This window comes from Candidatus Frankia alpina, from assembly GCF_902806485.1.
Classification (GTDB): domain Bacteria; phylum Actinomycetota; class Actinomycetes; order Frankiales; family Frankiaceae; genus Frankia; species Frankia alpina.
On sequence record NZ_CADCWT010000041.1, the window covers coordinates 1 to 15,312 of the forward strand.

Annotated in this window: 12 protein-coding genes and 4 pseudogenes; 8 read left to right on the forward strand and 8 right to left on the reverse strand. The window is 73.7% G+C overall.

What is annotated here, in order from left to right; genetic code table 11:
* Positions 1–123 precede the first annotated feature (123 nt).
* Positions 124–276, reverse strand: a complete 153-nt coding sequence (locus G6R25_RS31275) for a hypothetical protein (protein WP_268904102.1) — start codon at positions 274–276, stop codon at positions 124–126.
* Positions 277–346: 70 nt separating this feature from the next.
* Positions 347–983 (reverse strand): annotated as a pseudogene (locus G6R25_RS30200) (helix-turn-helix transcriptional regulator); the annotation flags it as partial.
* Positions 984–1,081: 98 nt separating this feature from the next.
* Here G6R25_RS30200 and G6R25_RS07285 point away from each other — a divergent pair.
* Entirely contained in the window at positions 1,082–1,801 is a 720-nt protein-coding gene (locus G6R25_RS07285; protein ID WP_473246881.1) for an aldo/keto reductase, read from the forward strand.
* 88 nt (positions 1,802–1,889) lie between these two features.
* On the opposite strand, the gene G6R25_RS07290 is transcribed toward G6R25_RS07285, so the two are convergent.
* The 3 genes and pseudogenes from G6R25_RS07290 to G6R25_RS30205 form a co-directional block, all read right to left on the reverse strand.
* Positions 1,890–2,444, reverse strand: coding sequence for a shikimate kinase (locus tag G6R25_RS07290; RefSeq protein ID WP_163552354.1), 555 nt, complete (start codon positions 2,442–2,444; stop codon positions 1,890–1,892).
* Positions 2,445–2,526: 82 nt separating this feature from the next.
* Complete coding sequence (locus tag G6R25_RS25055) at positions 2,527–2,976, reverse strand: type 2 periplasmic-binding domain-containing protein (RefSeq protein WP_205446948.1); 450 nt, start codon at positions 2,974–2,976, stop codon at positions 2,527–2,529.
* Positions 2,977–3,428: 452 nt separating this feature from the next.
* Positions 3,429–3,572: pseudogene (locus G6R25_RS30205) on the reverse strand (LysR family transcriptional regulator); the annotation flags it as partial.
* A gap of 77 nt (positions 3,573–3,649) precedes the next feature.
* On the opposite strand from G6R25_RS30205, the gene G6R25_RS07300 reads away from it, so the two are divergent.
* Both G6R25_RS07300 and G6R25_RS07305 read left to right on the forward strand, forming a co-directional pair.
* Positions 3,650–4,570 (forward strand): zinc-binding dehydrogenase, encoded by a 921-nt coding sequence (locus tag G6R25_RS07300; protein ID WP_163552355.1) that lies wholly within the window; start codon positions 3,650–3,652, stop codon positions 4,568–4,570.
* Entirely contained in the window at positions 4,567–5,022 is a 456-nt protein-coding gene (locus G6R25_RS07305) for a nuclear transport factor 2 family protein (protein WP_205446947.1), read from the forward strand. The genes G6R25_RS07300 and G6R25_RS07305 overlap by 4 nt, the downstream gene beginning before the upstream one ends.
* Before the next feature lie 74 nt (positions 5,023–5,096).
* Here the strand turns inward: G6R25_RS07305 and G6R25_RS07310 are convergent.
* Positions 5,097–6,289: pseudogene (locus G6R25_RS07310) on the reverse strand (CaiB/BaiF CoA transferase family protein).
* 494 nt (positions 6,290–6,783) lie between these two features.
* Here G6R25_RS07310 and G6R25_RS07315 point away from each other — a divergent pair.
* From G6R25_RS07315 to G6R25_RS31285, 4 genes and pseudogenes are all read left to right on the forward strand, one after another.
* Positions 6,784–8,703, forward strand: coding sequence for a sensor domain-containing protein (locus G6R25_RS07315; protein ID WP_235947696.1), 1,920 nt, complete (start codon positions 6,784–6,786; stop codon positions 8,701–8,703).
* Between the two features lie 89 nt (positions 8,704–8,792).
* Positions 8,793–9,650: a class II glutamine amidotransferase gene (locus G6R25_RS07320; RefSeq protein WP_163552356.1), complete on the forward strand. Its 858-nt coding sequence runs from the start codon at positions 8,793–8,795 to the stop codon at positions 9,648–9,650.
* A 141-nt stretch (positions 9,651–9,791) separates the two neighbouring features.
* Positions 9,792–11,273 (forward strand): annotated as a pseudogene (locus G6R25_RS31280) (CaiB/BaiF CoA transferase family protein); the annotation flags it as partial.
* Entirely contained in the window at positions 11,225–12,304 is a 1,080-nt protein-coding gene (locus G6R25_RS31285) for a CoA transferase (RefSeq protein WP_268904101.1), read from the forward strand. The pseudogene G6R25_RS31280 and the gene G6R25_RS31285, both read left to right, overlap by 49 nt.
* Before the next feature lie 33 nt (positions 12,305–12,337).
* On the opposite strand, the gene G6R25_RS07330 is transcribed toward G6R25_RS31285, so the two are convergent.
* A complete protein-coding gene (locus G6R25_RS07330) occupies positions 12,338–13,261 on the reverse strand; it encodes a phosphatase PAP2 family protein (RefSeq protein WP_163552357.1) in 924 nt (307 codons plus the stop codon).
* 222 nt (positions 13,262–13,483) lie between these two features.
* On the opposite strand from G6R25_RS07330, the gene G6R25_RS07335 reads away from it, so the two are divergent.
* Complete coding sequence (locus tag G6R25_RS07335) at positions 13,484–14,239, forward strand: alpha/beta fold hydrolase (RefSeq protein WP_163552358.1); 756 nt, start codon at positions 13,484–13,486, stop codon at positions 14,237–14,239.
* A gap of 465 nt (positions 14,240–14,704) precedes the next feature.
* Here the strand turns inward: G6R25_RS07335 and G6R25_RS07340 are convergent, their stop codons facing one another.
* Positions 14,705–15,304 (reverse strand): MarR family winged helix-turn-helix transcriptional regulator, encoded by a 600-nt coding sequence (locus G6R25_RS07340; RefSeq protein WP_163552359.1) that lies wholly within the window; start codon positions 15,302–15,304, stop codon positions 14,705–14,707.
* Positions 15,305–15,312: the final 8 nt, after the last annotated feature.

A 15,312-nucleotide genomic window follows, 5' to 3' on the forward strand; every position in this document is an offset into this window, starting at 1 on the left:
CTCACCCCCGAGCAGGCCGGCGGCATGGCGGATGCGGCGGCGGTGATCCGAGCCCTCGGCCTGCCCGCCGCCGGCCATCCACCCGAGGGCTGAGAACGCGTCGGTGCCCCGTGGCCGGCCGCTTTACCGTGGGGGCGTGTTCGTTGTCCCCGTGGGGAATTCCTGGGTGCCCAGGACGCGCAGCAGTTCCAGCCGCTCGTGGGTCTCGGCGTCCGCCGGGGTGAGCACCAGCAGTTGCTGGCCCTGGTCGGGAGTGACCAGGGTTTCGCAGTCCATCCGCAGGCTGCCCACCCGCAGGTGCAGGAAGGTCTTGCGGTCCGGCGCGCCGGACCGCCACCTCGTGCTCGGCCCAGAGCCGGCGGAAGTCGGCACTGGCGGCCTGCAGCCGGTCGACGAGGCCGGTGACCGTGGGGTCGCCGGACCGGCGGCCGGCGGCCGCGCAGGTCAGCCACGAGCTGGCGGGCGTGGTACTCCTGCTCCCCGGACGGGCAGACGGCGCGGGCAGCGGGGTCGGTGAACCAGCGGTAGGCGACGTAGCGGCGGTCGCCGGAGAAGCCGGTGTGCTCGCCCTGCAGCAGGATGGCGGCCCGGTTCTGGGCGAGGACCTCGCCCAGGTCGGACATGACCAGGGACGGGGTGTCGCCGAGCAGATCGAGCATCCGCATCAGGCCGGCGCGGGCCAGGTGGGCCGTGCTGCCGGCGGGTGGGGGCCGGTGGCCGGCCAAGTGGAACAGGTGGTCGCGTTCGTCGTCGGACAGGCGCAACGCCCGGGCCAGCGCGCCGAGCAGCTGGGGCGAGGGCTGGCTGCTGCGGCCCTGCTCGAGGCGTACGACGTAGTCCACCGACATGCCGGCGAGCAGGGCCACCTCTTCCCGGCGTAGGCCGCTGGTGCGCCGCCGGGGGCCGTCGGCGATGCCGACCTCGGCCGGGCGGATCGCCTCCCGGCGGCGGCGCAGGAAGTCGGCGAGCTGGTCACGTTGCACCGCCCCATGCTCTCTCGCCGGGGACGGGCCGATCCAGGGAGCGCCTCTCCCATGATGAACGCTCCGCTCCTGTACGTCGCGGCTCGGGCGCAAGGTGGGTGGCAGATCGACAAGGTGGGTGGCAGATCGACGACGAAGGAGAACGCGATGCAGAGGCGAACCCTAGGCAGCACCGGTCCGGCCGTTTCCGCGCTGGGCCTGGGTGCGATGGGCATGACGGCCGTCCCGAGGCGGTGAAGAACTTCCTGGCCTACTCGCTGACCCGGCTGGGCACCGACCACATCGACATCTACCGCCCCTCCCTGCTGGACCCTGCGGTACCGATCAAGGAGACCGTGGGCGCGATCAAGGAGATGATCGACGCCGGTTACGTGCGGCACCTCGACCTCTCGGAGGTCGATACGGCGACGATCCGCCGGGCACACGCCGTGCATCCGGTCGCCGACCTGCAGATCGAGTACTCGCTGATCTCCCGCGCGGTCGAAGTGGAGGTCCTGCCCACGCTGCGGGAGCTCGGCATCGGCCTGACCGCGTACGGCGTCCTCAGCCGCGGTCTCATCTTCGGGCACTGGTCCGCCGGGCGTACCGCCGGCCCCGGCGACGGCCGCGGCTTCAGCCCGCGGTTCTCCAGCGGGAACGTGGAACACAACCTCGCCCTCGTGGAGGCGCTGCGCCGGGTCGCCGAGGCGAAGGGGTGCACGGTCGCCCAGCTGGCCATCGCCTGGGTGGCCGGGCAGGGCGAGGACATCGTGGCGCTGGTCGGCGCTCGCACCCGCGAGCGGCTGGCCGAAGCCCTGCCCGCGATGGAGGGGAACTGAGCCCGGCTCTCCGGCGATGCCCCGCTCGCACAACCCACCCCGAACGACGGAGCCTGCGCGCTACGTTTCCCCGGTCAGTCGGCGCCAGTCAGTCGGCGCTGACCAGGCGGGCGAGCTCGTGCGGGTCACGGCCGTCGGTGTCCACGACGTGTCCAACGCGGCGGTAGGAGTCGTCGCGGGCGGCGAACATCTGGGTCAGGGTGGTCAGCAGATTGCCGTCGAGCCAGGGCCGGCCCTGGCCGCGCCCGACCCGACGGGCCAGGGTCCGCGGGCTCGCCCGCAGGTAGACGACGCGGCCCGCGGCGGCGATGCGGGCCAGGTCGTCGGGATTGTCGGCGACGCTGGCCGCGATCCCGGCGACGTACGGCGCCGGGGTGTCGAGCAGGGCGCGTAGCTGGCCCGATTCCTGGGCGTGCAGGGCCTGGCGGCCCAGGCCGGCCAGGGCTGGCGCGTCGAGCCCGGTCCGCTGCTGGAGCAGGGCGTCATTGTCCAGGTAGGACCGGCCGAGCCGGTCGGCGAGCGCCCGGCCCACCGTCGACTTCCCCGAGCCCATCAGGCCGACGAGAAAGATCCGCTCAGCGGCGCCGGTGTCGATCGCGGGCCATGACTCGGGAGCAGGGCGCTGATTGCCGAGTTGGGTCATGTTCCCGCCTTCCTGGCGTATGGTCTCCGGCCCCTGTACCCGCTTTGGCCCCTGTACCCGTCGCGCCCGACGGGAGGGGACCTCATACCACGCGTAGTTGCTCCTGGTCGGCGCCGGGGAGCCAGTCGCGGCCGGGGGTGTGCTCCAGCCAGCGGCGGCGGGCGGCGGTCTCAGCGAAGACGCGCAGCAGGGCGCGGCCCGTGGCGCAGGGCTCGCCCCGCCACAGCAGCGACCAGGCGTACAGCGGCGTCGGGTCCACCAGCGGCACCGACCGCAGGCCGGCGTCGGCGGGCAGCGGCAGGTCGGCGGGCAGCAGGCAGACGTAGCGCGGGTCGGCGCGGGGCCGTTCCAGCAACGGTTCGAGGCCGAGATTGGCCGCCGCCGCCTCGGCCGTGATCCCGAAACGGTCGGCGAAGCGGCGTAGGAAGTCAAGCCGGTCGAGGGCCGCTGGGCACCACAGGACGCTGCCACACAGCTCGGGGGGACGCAGCTGCCCGGCGCCGGCCAGCGGATGGGCGGGGTGCAGGACCACGTCGAGCGGCTCCAGCCGGACGAGCGGTGGGCGAGCGCCGGTTCGAGGCCCTCGCCGATGCGCTCGCCCCCACCGATGCCGTCGCCGATGCCATCGGTGACGGCATCGGCGATGCTGATACCGACGGTTTCGCGCTCGGCGGTCGCGTGGACACGGCCGAAGCCGAGGTCGATCGATCCGCGGATCAGTGCGTCGACGGCGGTGGGCAGGTCACGGCTGGCGCCGAGTTCCACGGCGAGCGCCGGGGCGTCGTCGAGGACGGCGCGCAGGGTGCGCATCGGGCCGTACAGGTGGCCCCACACGTCGACGCGCAGCGGGCGGGTCTGCGTTCTGGCCGCGGTGACGGCCTGGTCGCCGGCCCGCAGCGCCACCCGGGCCGGTTCGAGGAATCGCCGCCCCGCGCCGGTCAGCTCCACCGCGTGGCCGGAGCGGTGGAACAGCGCGACACCGAGGGCGTCCTCCAACCGGGCGATCCGCTTCGACAGCGCCTGCTGGGTGAGGAACAGCCGCCGGGCCGCCCGGCCGAAATGCAGCTCCTCGGCCGTCGCGACGGACGCCCGCGCCTGCCTCAGGTCGAGATCCACGGCTCCCACCATGGCCGACCACCGCCTTTTGTCAAGGCGGACGGACGGCTGTTGGCCGGCGCCGACGGTCGGCCGGCACGCTGGCCGGCATGCTCGCCATGACACCCGCCGAACCGGCCACCGTCACCCGCGCCGACGTCGACCCGCCGATGCCCCGCCCGCACGAGGCGCTGGTCAAGGTGGCCGCGTACTGCGTGAACCGCGGCGAGACGTTTCGGTTGGAACAGCCACCGGCCGGCTGGCGGCCGGGTAAGGACATCGCCGGACTTGTGGTGCAGGCGGCCGCGGACGGGTCGGGGCCCGCCGCCTGCGCCCGAGTGGTCGCCCATCCGTCGGCCGGCGGCTGGGCGCAGTACGTGGCCGTGCCGACCGACGCCCTCGCCGAGATCCCCGACGCCGTGGCCACCACGACCGCCGCCGCGCTGCCGCTGGCCGGGTTGACCGCGCTGCGGCTGCTGCGCACCGCCGGGGCCGTGGCAGGCCGGCGGATCCTGCTCACCGGCGCCTCCGGCGGGGTCGGGCACTACGTCGTCGAGCTGGCGGCCGCGGCCGGCGCCGAGATCACGGCGGTCACCGCGTCACCGGAACGCGGCCGGCGGCTGGTCGAGCTCGGCGCCGCCGGCATCGTCCACGACGTCGACGCGGCGCCCGGCCCGTTCGACCTGGTGCTGGAGTCGACCGGCGGCCCAGCGCTGCCGCGGGCGCTGGCCCGGCTCGCCGCCCGCGGGACGCTGATCTGGTTCGGTCAGGCCAGCCGCACCCCGGTGACCCTCGACTTCTTCGACTTCTTCGCCGGACCCGAGTCGGCCGCCATCCGCCACTTCCACTACCTCGACTCCGACGTCGCTCTCGCCGACGACCTGGTCACCCTGGTCCGGCTCGTGGCGACCGGCCGGCTGCACCCGGAGATCGGCCTCGTCACCGACTGGGCCGACACCGCCGACGTTCTCGTCCAGCTCCGCAACCGTCGCATCCGCGGCAACGCCGTTCTCACCCTGGAGGAACAGTGACCTCGAACCCGGCCGACCCTGTGACCGCCGACCCGCCGCCAGGCGGCCCGGCGGGCGGCGACGCCCGAGCAGTGGTGGTCCGCTACGTAAAGGCAGTTCGCGACGGCGACGCGGCGATGATCCGTGACAGCTTCGCCGCCGACGCCGCCTGGTACTACCCGGGCAGCCTGCCGATCTCGGGCGAGTGGCGGGGACGCGACCGCATCGTCGACGACTTCCTCGGCGGAATGGCCGGGCGGCTACAGGCCGGCGCGCCGCTGCTCATCGAGCTGACCGACGTCATCGCCGAGGGCCCGCGGGTCGTCGCCACCTGGACCTCCCGGGGCACCGCCGCGAACGGCGAGCCGTACGACAACCGCTGTCTGGGCATCTTCGAGGTCCGCGACGGACGCATCAGCTCCGTCCGCGAGTACGCCGACACCGACCACGTCGCGCGGGTCCTGTTCCCCTGACTGCCAGACACCGCGCGCCCCAGACACCGCCTACCGCCCGCCCTGGAACGGCTGCCGTACCTGGCCGGCGGGGCTCAGCCGAAGGCGCCCTGGGCGCGGTAGTCGTCGAGCGTGGCGGCGTCGAGGCCGAGGTTGCGCAGCACCTGCTCGGTGTCGGCGCCGAGGTCGGGGGCGCGGGCGCGGGCGCGGGCGGGTTCGCCGTCGAACTGGTAGGGCGGGGCGACCACCCGGAACGGCGTGCCGTCCTCGGCGGTCAGCTCGGAGAGGTATCCGTTCTCCCGGACCTGGACGTGGTCGTGGACCTCGGCGGGGGTCAGCGCGGGCGCCCACACGCCGGAGAAGCCGGCGAGGGTCTCGCGCCACTCGTCGAGGGTGCGCTCGGCGAAGATGCCGTCGAGCACCTCGACGCAGGCGCGGTTGTGGGTGAAGCGGGCGGCGGCGTCGAGGAAACGCGGGTCGGCGACGAGTTCCGGGCGGTCGAGGACCAGGCACAGCTCGTCCCAGAACCGGTCGGCCTGCAGGCAGACCAGGTTGATCCAGCGGCCGTCCTTGGTCCGGTAGTAGTTGGCGATCGGGTTTCCCGGGGCGCGGCGGTCGGCCCGCGGCACCTCTCCGGTGAACGGCGCGGCGGCGATGTCCGCGCCCAGCGCCCACATGCCGGTGTTGAGCAGGGAGACGTCGACGACGGCGGTCTGGCCCATCCGCTCCCGGCGGTAGAGGGCCATCGCGACGGCGCCGGCGATCGTGTTGCTGCCCTGCAGGTCGTAGAAGGCGGCCGGCTGGGCGACCGGATCGTCGTCGTCGGCGCCGGTGAGCTTGTGCAGGGTGCCGGAGCTGGACCAGGCCGCCGCCGAGTCGTAGCCGCCCGTGTTGACCATCGGGCCGCGGCTGCCCCAGCCGCTGCCGCGCACGTAGACCAGCCGGGGATTGACGGCCCGCAGGTCGTCGACGTCGATGCCGAGGCGGGTGCGTAACGCCGGCAGGTAGCTGGTGAGGAACACGTCGGCGTCGGCGACCAGGCGTAACAGCAGCTCGCGGCCGGCGGACGTGGTCAGGTCGAGGGTGACGCTGCGCTTGCCGTGGTTGGGGATCTCCAGGAACGGGTTGGGGCCGCTGTCGTCCTGGTTGAGCAGGTTGCGCAGTCGCCGGTGGGCGGTTCGACCTTGATGACGTCGGCGCCGAGGTCGGCGAGGATCGCGCCCGCGGCGGGCACGAACGTCCAGCCGGCGATCTCGACGACGCTCACGCCCTCGAACGGTCTGCTCATCGTCCGCTCCTGTTCGCCGCGCACCACTGCTGCCCGAACTCCCCCAGGCCGTGAACCTAGTAGGAACAGTTAGCCATGTCAGTCAGATCACTTTTTCGGCAAGGGCGACCACGGAGCGCCTCCACCGCCTCCACCGCCGGCGGGACGGCGGGACGGCGATTGCGGTGCGCTGGGTACGGTTTTCCGCGGCACACCGTGCACTTCGCACCGCAAAGCACCCAGCAGGACCCTGCTTTCAAGATCAAATAGGTACAGGACAGCACGTCAACGGTGTTGATTATCTTGGAAGGAAGGTCGGACCCGGGAGGTTGACCTCAACGTGGGTTCAGCTTCTAGGGTCGGTTGTGGACGGACCCGCCGGCGACCCCCGAAGCCCGTCCGCCGCTACGGACTGACGGCCGGCCCGCTCGCCCGACGCGAGGTCGACCTGGGGCGTCGGCGCGCCAACGGCGGGCAGCGCCGCGCCTCAGCACCGGCTGGGTGACGACAGGGCTGTGACCGGCCCGTTCACGACGATTCCGGCCACCGGTACCGGGTACGCCCAACGGGTGCCGCGATCCGCGTCGCTCGACGGAGGGAGGCCCGCCGGACCCGCCTTGGACGTGACCGACTGCCTGTTGGAACGTCTCGACATCGGCCTGTTGGCCACCACGGCGTCCGACGGTGTGATCAGCGACGTCAACGACACCGCGAGCCGGATCCTCGGCCGTGACCGGGCCGCGCTGATCGGCTCTCGGCTGGCGGACCACCTGCTGCCCGGCGACGCCGCCCGGCTGCGGGACTACCACCACCATCAGCTCGCCCACCTCCCACCAGGCCCGGCCCACGCTGCGGTGCGCGGCCGGGCTACGGGCACGGCGCCGGAGCCGCCGCTGGCGGTGCGCCTGGTCCGCCCGGGCGGGTCGCTGGTGCCGGTGCTGATCGTCGCCACGGCGGTGCCCGGGGACGACGGACCGCGGGTCGTCAGCCGGGTGCAGGACGTCACCGAGCAGGAGCAGGCGAACCGGTACCTGCGGCTCGTGCTGGACCACAGCCCGGTGTCGATGCTGCTGATCGACCAGTCGGGCCGCTCGGTGTTCGGGGTGGGCGCGCACACGGCCGAGGAGGCCGCGGGCCTCGCCGCCGCCGAGTCGGCGTCGGTGTTCGACGTGTTCGCCGATCATCCGCAGCCGACGGCCATGCTGCGCCGGGGGCTCGCCGGTGAGCCCGGCGCGCGGATCGTCGGCGCATTCGGCCGCTACCTCGACCTGCACGTGATGCCGATCCGCGACCCCAGGGGCCAGGTCAGCCTGGTCGCGGCCATCACGATCGACATCACCGAGCGGGAAAACGCCCGTGCCGCGCAGGCCCACCTCGCCGACCTGGCCCGCCAGGCCCTGGTCACCCTCGAGCCGGCCGTGCTGTGGCGCCGGGCGACGGCGGTGCTCGCCGAGCATCTCGGGGCGACGGCGACCCTGCACGAGGTCGACGGGGATACCGGCGCGCTGGGCGTGGTGGCCGCCGACGGCCCGTCGGTGTCGCGGACCGTGGCCGCCGCGGTCGCCCAGGAGGCCCTGCGCGGACCCGCGGGGTCACAGTCGGCGACCGCCGGCGGCGAGGTGGACCCGCGGCAGGACGGCTGGTGCACCCTCGCCGAGCCGATAGGTCTGCGCGGCGAACCCGCGGCGGTCGTCACCGTCCTGCGGCCCCCGGGCGCCACCGGGCCCCCTTACACCTCCCCAGGGACCGTCCTGCCGGCGGGGGTCGGAGCCTTCAACGACTCCGAACGCAGCTTCATGGCGGCGGTGGCCAGCGTGCTCGGTGCGGCCGCGGCCCGCTTCGCCGCCGAGCGGGAGATCCGCTACCGCTCGCAGCACGACATGCTCACCGACCTGCCCAACCGGGCGTCGCTGCTGGAGCGGCTGCGCAGCAGCCTGGCGGCGGACCACCGGGAGGGGGACGGCGAGGGCCGGGCGGGCGTGGGGCGCACCGGCATCGTGTTCGTCGACCTGGACAGCTTCAAGGCGGTCAACGACACCTACGGGCATCTGGCCGGCGACGCGCTACTGCGCGCGGTCGCGGGCCGGCTACGCGCCGCGGTGCGACCGTGCGACGTGGTCGCCCGCCTCGCCGGCGACGAGTTCGCCGTGCTCTGCACGCGGATCGAGTCCGTCGACACGGTGGAGCGGGTCGCCGCGCGGGTCCTGGCCTGTCTGGCCGAGCCGGTGGCAATCGACGGCAGCACCATCACCATCACCATCACCGCCAGCGCCGGGGTGGCGATCTCCGGGCCCGGCCTCACCGACCCCGATCGCCTGCTCAACGCCTCGTACATCGCGATGTACGCCGCCAAGCGCGCCGGCGCCGGGCGCTGCGTCGTCCACCAGGACTGGATGCGCCTGAGCGCGGGTCCGACACCCGCGCCTCCCGAGTAGGAAGACGACGCGCGAACGGACGATGCGAGAACAGATCAGCAGGCGGTCCGGATCAGGCCGGGAGAAGGATCAAGGAAGGGTGTGCGCCGATGTGCCGACTTTTCGGGCTGACCGGGGCCCCGCGACGGACCCGGGCCACGTTCTGGCTGCTCGACGCCCCCGACAGCCTCGACGAGCAGAGCCACCGCAACCCGGACGGCACGGGCCTGGGCTACTTCGACGCCGACGGCTGGGCCGAGCTGTTCCGCCAGCCGATCGCCGCCTGGGAGGACCGCCAGTTCGCCGCGCAGGCGCGCCAGGCGCGGTCGACGACGTTCGTCGCCCACGTCCGGCACGCCTCCACCGGCGGGCTCGCGCCGCGCAACACCCACCCGTTCCGCCAGGACGGCCGGCTGTTCGCGCACAACGGGGTGATCGAGGACCTCGACATCCTGCAGGCGCATCTCGGCGCCGCGATGGCGCGGGTGGCCGGCGACACCGACTCCGAACGCCTCTTCGCTCTGATCACCCGGGAGATCGACGCCGCCGGCGGTGACGTCGGACGCGGGATCACCGCCGCCGTCCGCTGGGTGGCCGCCAACCTGCTGGTTTACAGCATCAACCTGGTACTGATCGCCGCCGGGGACCTGTGGGCGCTGCGATACCCGGACACCAACCGCCTGTTCCTGCTGCGGCGGCCCGCCGGCGGCCAGCCGTTGCGGCACTGCGACGCCGCGGGGGCGACGCGGGTCCACGCGGCGGAGCTGGCGAGCGCGCCCGCCGTCGTCGTCGCCAGCGAGCCCATGGACGATCATCCCGACTGGCGTCCGCTGCACTCCGGCGAACTCGTCCACGTCGGCTCCGGTGGGCAGGTGAGCTCGGTGACCGTCCTGCCCGACCCCCCTGCACATCGGCTCACCCTCGCCGACCTGCGTCCCGAGGCGGCGACCTCGCAGCAGCCCCACTGACCCGGCCTGGCCGCGCGGCCGAGCCCTCCACCGGCACGCCAACGAAGCTCTCTTCGATTACCTAGTGTACTAGGATCCACATCACAGGTGTCGGGTGATCGCGTGGACGAGGAGAACGGCGTGACGAAGACCACTTTCGACGTGGGGCAGACCGACCAGGGACCGCTGGCGGGGTTGCGCGTCGTCGACCTGTCAGGCAGCCTGCCCGGGGCGCTGGCGACGTTGTTCCTCGCCGACGCCGGGGCCGACGTCGTACTGGTCGAGCCGCCCGGCGGCAGCGCGCTGCGCCGGCGGGTCGACTGGCCGGTCCTCGGCCGCGGCCGGCGCAGCGTCGTGCTCGACCTGCGCGCCGACGGCGGCCGCGACGAGCTCGACGCCCTGCTCGCCGACGCCGACGTCCTGGTCACCGCCTACCGGCCGGCGACGCTCGCGGCGCTGCGGCTGACCGCCGCCGACCTCGCCGCCGCCCACCCGCGGCTGGTCAGCGCATCGATCACCGGCTTCGGGCCGGCCGGCCCGTGGCGCGACCTGCCCGGCTACGAGGGGCTGGTCCTGGCCAAGCTCGGCGTCTTCCACGTCAAGGAGGCGATCATGGCGCGGCGCGGGCCGGCGTACGTGTCGGTGCCGTTCGCCTCCTGGGGCGCGGCGCACACCGCCGTGCACGGCATCCTCGCCGCCCTGCTCGAACGCGACGCCAGCGGGCTGGGCCAGCGCGTCGAGGCCGACCTCGCCCGCGGCGTCGGCGCCCTGGACACCTGGAACTTCTACACCGAGATCGTCGGCATCCGCTGGCCTGAGGCGTTCACCGTCGTCAACGCGTTCAACGCCGCCGGGGAGATCCAGGAGCCGCTGGTGTACCCGCTGCTGACCGCGCCGACGAAGGACGGCACCTGGCTGCAGTTCGCGCAGGTCAAGCCGCGGCTGTTCGTCGCGTTGATGCGGGAGTTAGGCCTGGCGGAGGTGTTCACTGACCCGAAGTGGGCCGGCATCCCCGCCCTGCCGACGCAGGAGCTGCGCACCGAGCTGTGGGAGCTGATGATCGAGCGCGTCGGGCAACGGACCCTCGCCGAATGGGAGGAGGTCTTCGCCGCGAACGGCGACATCTCCGCCGAACCGTTCCGCCGGGACTCCGACGCGCTGGCCCACCCCCAGCTCGTCCACGAGGGGCGCCGCGTCACCGTCACCGTCACCGACCCCGAGCTCGGCCCGGTCGTGCAGCCCTCCACCCTCGTCCACGACGACGGCCGGCCGCTGCGCGAACTCGCGCCCGCGCCCCGCCTCGGCCAGCCGGCCGCCCCCATCCCCGCCGCCGCCCCGACCGCCACGCCGTCGCCGGCCACAGCTCCGTCGCCGGTCGCCGCGCCGCCGCAGGACGGTGCGACCAGGCAGCCGCTGGCCGGCATCACCGTGCTGGACTTCGGGCTGATGTTCGCCGGGCCGTTCGCCGCGACCCTGCTGGCCGACCTCGGCGCCCGCGTCATCAAGATCGAGACGCTGGCGGGCGACACGATCCGCCGGGTCGGCGGCTTCCCCGAATCCGGCGGCGCGAAGGTCATGCAGGGCAAGGAGAGCCTGTGCGTCGACCTCGCCACCGACGAGGGCCGCGCAATCGTCCACGAACTCGCCAAGCGGGCCGATGTGGTTCTGCAGGCGTTCCGGGCGGGCGCGGCCGAACGCGCCGGCATCGACGCCGCGACGCCGCGACGCTGCGCGCCCTCAATCCCGACCTGGTCTACGTCAACGCCCCCGGCTACGGCACCGACGGGCCCTACGGCTACCGGCCGGCCTACGCCCCGGCGATCGGCGCGGCCAGCGGGCTGGCGCTCACCGATGCCCCCGGCGTGCGCAGCGCGGTGACCACGGTCGCGCAGAAGAAGACGGGCGCGGTGCGCTGTTTCGCCGCCGCGGCGGCCGTGCCGGTGCAGGCCGACGGCATCGCCGCCCTCGGCGCCGCCTCGGCGATCCTGCTGGGCCTCGTCGCCAGGGCGCGAGGCCGGGCCACGGGCGCGCTGACGGCGACGATGCTCGCGACCGCCATGCACGCCATCCTCGACCAGGTCGTGGACTACCCCGGAAAGCCCGCGCCGCGGGAGGTCGACGACGACGCCTGGGGCCCCTGCGCGCTCTACCGGATCTACCCGGCGGCGCACGGCTGGGTGTTCCCCGCCGCCCTGGCGGACAAGGAGTGGCCGCGGCTCACCGCGGCGCTCGCCGCCCACGCCGACTCCGGCGCCGGCCCCGGCGCTCGCGCCGACCTCGACGCCGACCCGCGGTTCGCGACCGCGGCTGGCCGGGCCGAGCACGAGGCGGCCCTCGCCGACGTGCTGGCGAAGACGTTCGGCACCCGGCCGGCCGCCGACTGGGAACGCGACCTCACCGCGGCCGGTGTCGGCTGCGTCGAGGTCGCCCAGCGCTCCCAGCAGACGATCATCCAGGTGGAACCGGCCGCAGCGGACGAGTACTGCGTGACGGTGCACAGCGACGTGTTCGACTCCCACCTGCGCCCCGGTCCCACCACCCGGTTCTCCCGCTCCGCGACAAGCCCGAAGGGCTTCACACACGCCGGCGCGCACACCGACGCGATCCTCACCGACCTCGGCTACGGCGCGGCCGACATCGCCGACCTGCGCGGGCGCGCCATCGTGGGCGGCTGACCGGCACGCCACCGCCCCGCCGGTCCGGTCGCGCTACCGAACCGTGGGCGTCGGGCCGGGGCCGGCGGCGGGAGGCGGGACCGTGACGAGGGCGGGAGCGGGAGCGGCCTCTGGGCGTCCCCGCCCGGCCTCGGCGTCGGCGTCGCGCCGGGCGCGGATCCCCTCGCGCAGCCGGCGCAGCGCGCGGGTCAGCGCCCGGCCGACCAGCTCGGCCAGCACCAGCAGCACGACCGCGACGATGCCGTCGGCCCAGAAATGGTTCGCGGTGACGACGACGACCAGGGTCGTCACGACCGGATGGAGGACGATCAGCCACCGCCAGCGGCTCGGGCTGATCCGGATGACCTCGTAGGCGATGAGGAACGCCCAGCCCACGTGCACCGACGGCAGTGCCGAGAGCTGCGCGGCGACCCCGCTGCCGAACTCGCCGTACACCGACTGGCCGAGCAGCACCGCCTCGTCGACGAAGCCGACGGAGGTCAGCATCCGCGGCGGCGCCACCGGCAGGAACATGTGGAACAGCAGCGACAAGCCGGTGAACAGCACGATCGTCGTGCGCACCGACGGGTAGGCGCGGCGATGGCGGGCGAACAACCACACCAGGAACAGGTCCATCGCCGGGAAGTGCACCCAGCCGTAGAAGTCGTTCGCCGCCCGCAGCAGCCCCTCGTGGCCGAGCATGAACCGCTCCATGGCGACCTCGCTCGGCAGGTGCAGCCACTGCTCGGCCCGCCAGATCCACTCAGCGCGCTCGATGCCGCCGGCGACCCGGGTCACCCCGAGGATGCGGGCGATCTGCCAGAGCGTGAACAGGCCGAGGATCGTGCCGGCCTCCCGGGACGCTGCGGCGACCAGCTCGACGCCGCGCCGCGGCCACCACCGGTGCACCACCCGAGCCACCACGGCCAGCGCCAGCAGCGCCCCGGCCCCGACCGCGGCCTGCTGCCACAGCGGCATCGGCGCTCCCGTTCCCGTCCCGTCGTCCTGCGTCGTCGCGCGTCGTCGCGCGCTGTGCGGCCAGCCCGGCCGGCGATGCGGACACCCCGGCCGTCACGTTACGACCCGTTCGCGCCGGATGCCGCCACCGGCCTGCCCACCGCCGCACCTCTTGACGCCAACGTCAGATCATCTAGGGTCTTCTCACGTTTGACCGGGATGGACGGATACGGGAGGTCGGGGATGGCGGACGTCGGCATCGTGCTCGTGCACGGCGGTCAGCACGCCGGGGACTGTCGGGAACCCACCGTCACCGAGATCGGGTTACAGGCGCCGGGCACCCCGGTCCTCGCCGTGGACCTGCCCGGCCGGCGCTCGGCGCCCGCCGACCTGGCCACGGTCACCGTCGCCGACTGGGTGACGAGCACGATCGCGCAGATCGACGCCGCCGGCCTCGGCGAGTTCATCATCGTCGGCCATTCGATGGCCGGCCTGACCGTGCCCGGCGTCGTCGCACGGCTGGGCCCGGCGCGCGTGCGCCGGATGATCCTGCTGGGCGCGGCCGTGCCGCCGCAGGGCCGCTCGATCGTCGACACGGTGCCCGGCATTCTGGGCTGGGTCGCCCGCCGCAAGGCCGCGACCGGCCGGCCCGCCGCGCCGATGCCCCGGCTGCTGGCCCGCTACTCGTTCTGCAACGGCATGTCCCGCGAGCAGCGGGCGTTCAGCCTGTCCCGACTCTACGGCGAGTCCACCGCGGTGACGATCGAACCCACCGACCGCACCGACCTGGACCGCTCCGTGCCCCGCACCTGGATCCTGACCCTGCGCGACCGCGCGCAGACGCCTGCCACCCAGCGCCGCTCCATCGAGGCCCTCGGTGGCGTCGACGAGATCGTCGGCCTCGACACCAGCCACAACGCGATGATCAGCGAGCCGGCGAAGCTGGCCCGCATCCTCCTCGACCGACGCGACGCATCCCTCCCCCAGTCCACCGCCTGACCGACCCGCATCCGGGCAGCGTCGCCTCGTCACCTCCGGCTGCCGGCGCGGTCAGGGCGGACCGACCCCACCGGCCGGCAGCCGTCAGATCGGCGGCGATGATCTCCCGCCAGATCTGAAGCAGCTCTGTCAGCCCAGCGACCGGGGCCAATTGCGGTGCGTTCTGCACGGTTTGGCCTCACAGACCGTGCATTCCGTACCGCACTGCACCCCCGCCCCGACGATCATGGTGTTCTGCGGAACCGCACTCCCGCGCCGCCGACCCGGATCCCGCTCGGCCGCGACGGCCGTTCCGTCCCGGGCTTCGCCGTCCGGCAGAACCGCCGTTCCGGACCGCGCCCCTCGCCCAGGCCGGTGGCTATGCCTGGGCGGCCAGGCGACGTTCTCGCACCATCAGCGCAACCTGCGCGAGGCCGGGATCATCCGTGAGCGCACCACGGGACTCGGCGCAGCCTCAGACGCAGCTCAATCCCGGTCACCCCGCTGAACCGTACGACGACCGGACGAGGTCTCGTGACCGGCCGAGGTGTTCTGATCGGTTTCGGCGTCGTGCGCCGACCGGGGCGTCCGGGGCTCGTCGGGGAGAAGACCCGGCAGGATCGAGCCGAGGATGGCGTCGAGGGTGTCCACCTGGGCGTCGGTGAGGACGTCGAAGACACTGGCCCGGACGAAGGCCACATGCGCCGGTGCGGCGTGCTCGATCATCGTCCGCCCGTGCTCGGTCAGCGCCACCAGGGCACCACGGCCATCGTCGGCGCACTCCTCCCGCGCGACCAGGCCACGGCGCGCCATCCGCGCGACATGGTGGGAGAGCCTGCTCTGCTCCCAGGACAGATCGTGCGCGAGCCGGGTCACCCGAAGACGCCCGGCGGGGACGTCGGTGAGGCGGACGAGGACCTCGTAGTCGGCCAGTGAGAGCCCCGCGTCGGCGGCGAGCTGGCGGTTCATCTGTGCGGCGAGCTGGCTGGCCATCAGCAGGTATCGACGCCAGACCCGCTGCTCCCGCTCGTCGAGCCACCGCACGGGCCCCGCCGGGAATGCGCCGCCCCCAGATCTGCTTGACATGTCATCTA

Excerpts from the sequence above, each read along its gene's own strand:
- G6R25_RS31275 (WP_268904102.1), bottom strand. The coding sequence starts at position 276 with ATGGACTGCGAAACCCTGGTCACTCCCGACCAGGGCCAGCAACTGCTG.
- G6R25_RS07290 (WP_163552354.1), bottom strand. The coding sequence starts at position 2,444 with ATGACCCAACTCGGCAATCAGCGCCCTGCTCCCGAGTCATGGCCCGCG.
- G6R25_RS07300 (WP_163552355.1), top strand. The coding sequence starts at position 3,650 with ATGCTCGCCATGACACCCGCCGAACCGGCCACCGTCACCCGCGCCGAC.
- G6R25_RS07320 (WP_163552356.1), top strand. The coding sequence starts at position 8,793 with ATGTGCCGACTTTTCGGGCTGACCGGGGCCCCGCGACGGACCCGGGCC.
- G6R25_RS07330 (WP_163552357.1), bottom strand. The coding sequence starts at position 13,261 with ATGCCGCTGTGGCAGCAGGCCGCGGTCGGGGCCGGGGCGCTGCTGGCG.
- G6R25_RS07335 (WP_163552358.1), top strand. The coding sequence starts at position 13,484 with ATGGCGGACGTCGGCATCGTGCTCGTGCACGGCGGTCAGCACGCCGGG.
- G6R25_RS07340 (WP_163552359.1), bottom strand. The coding sequence starts at position 15,304 with ATGTCAAGCAGATCTGGGGGCGGCGCATTCCCGGCGGGGCCCGTGCGG.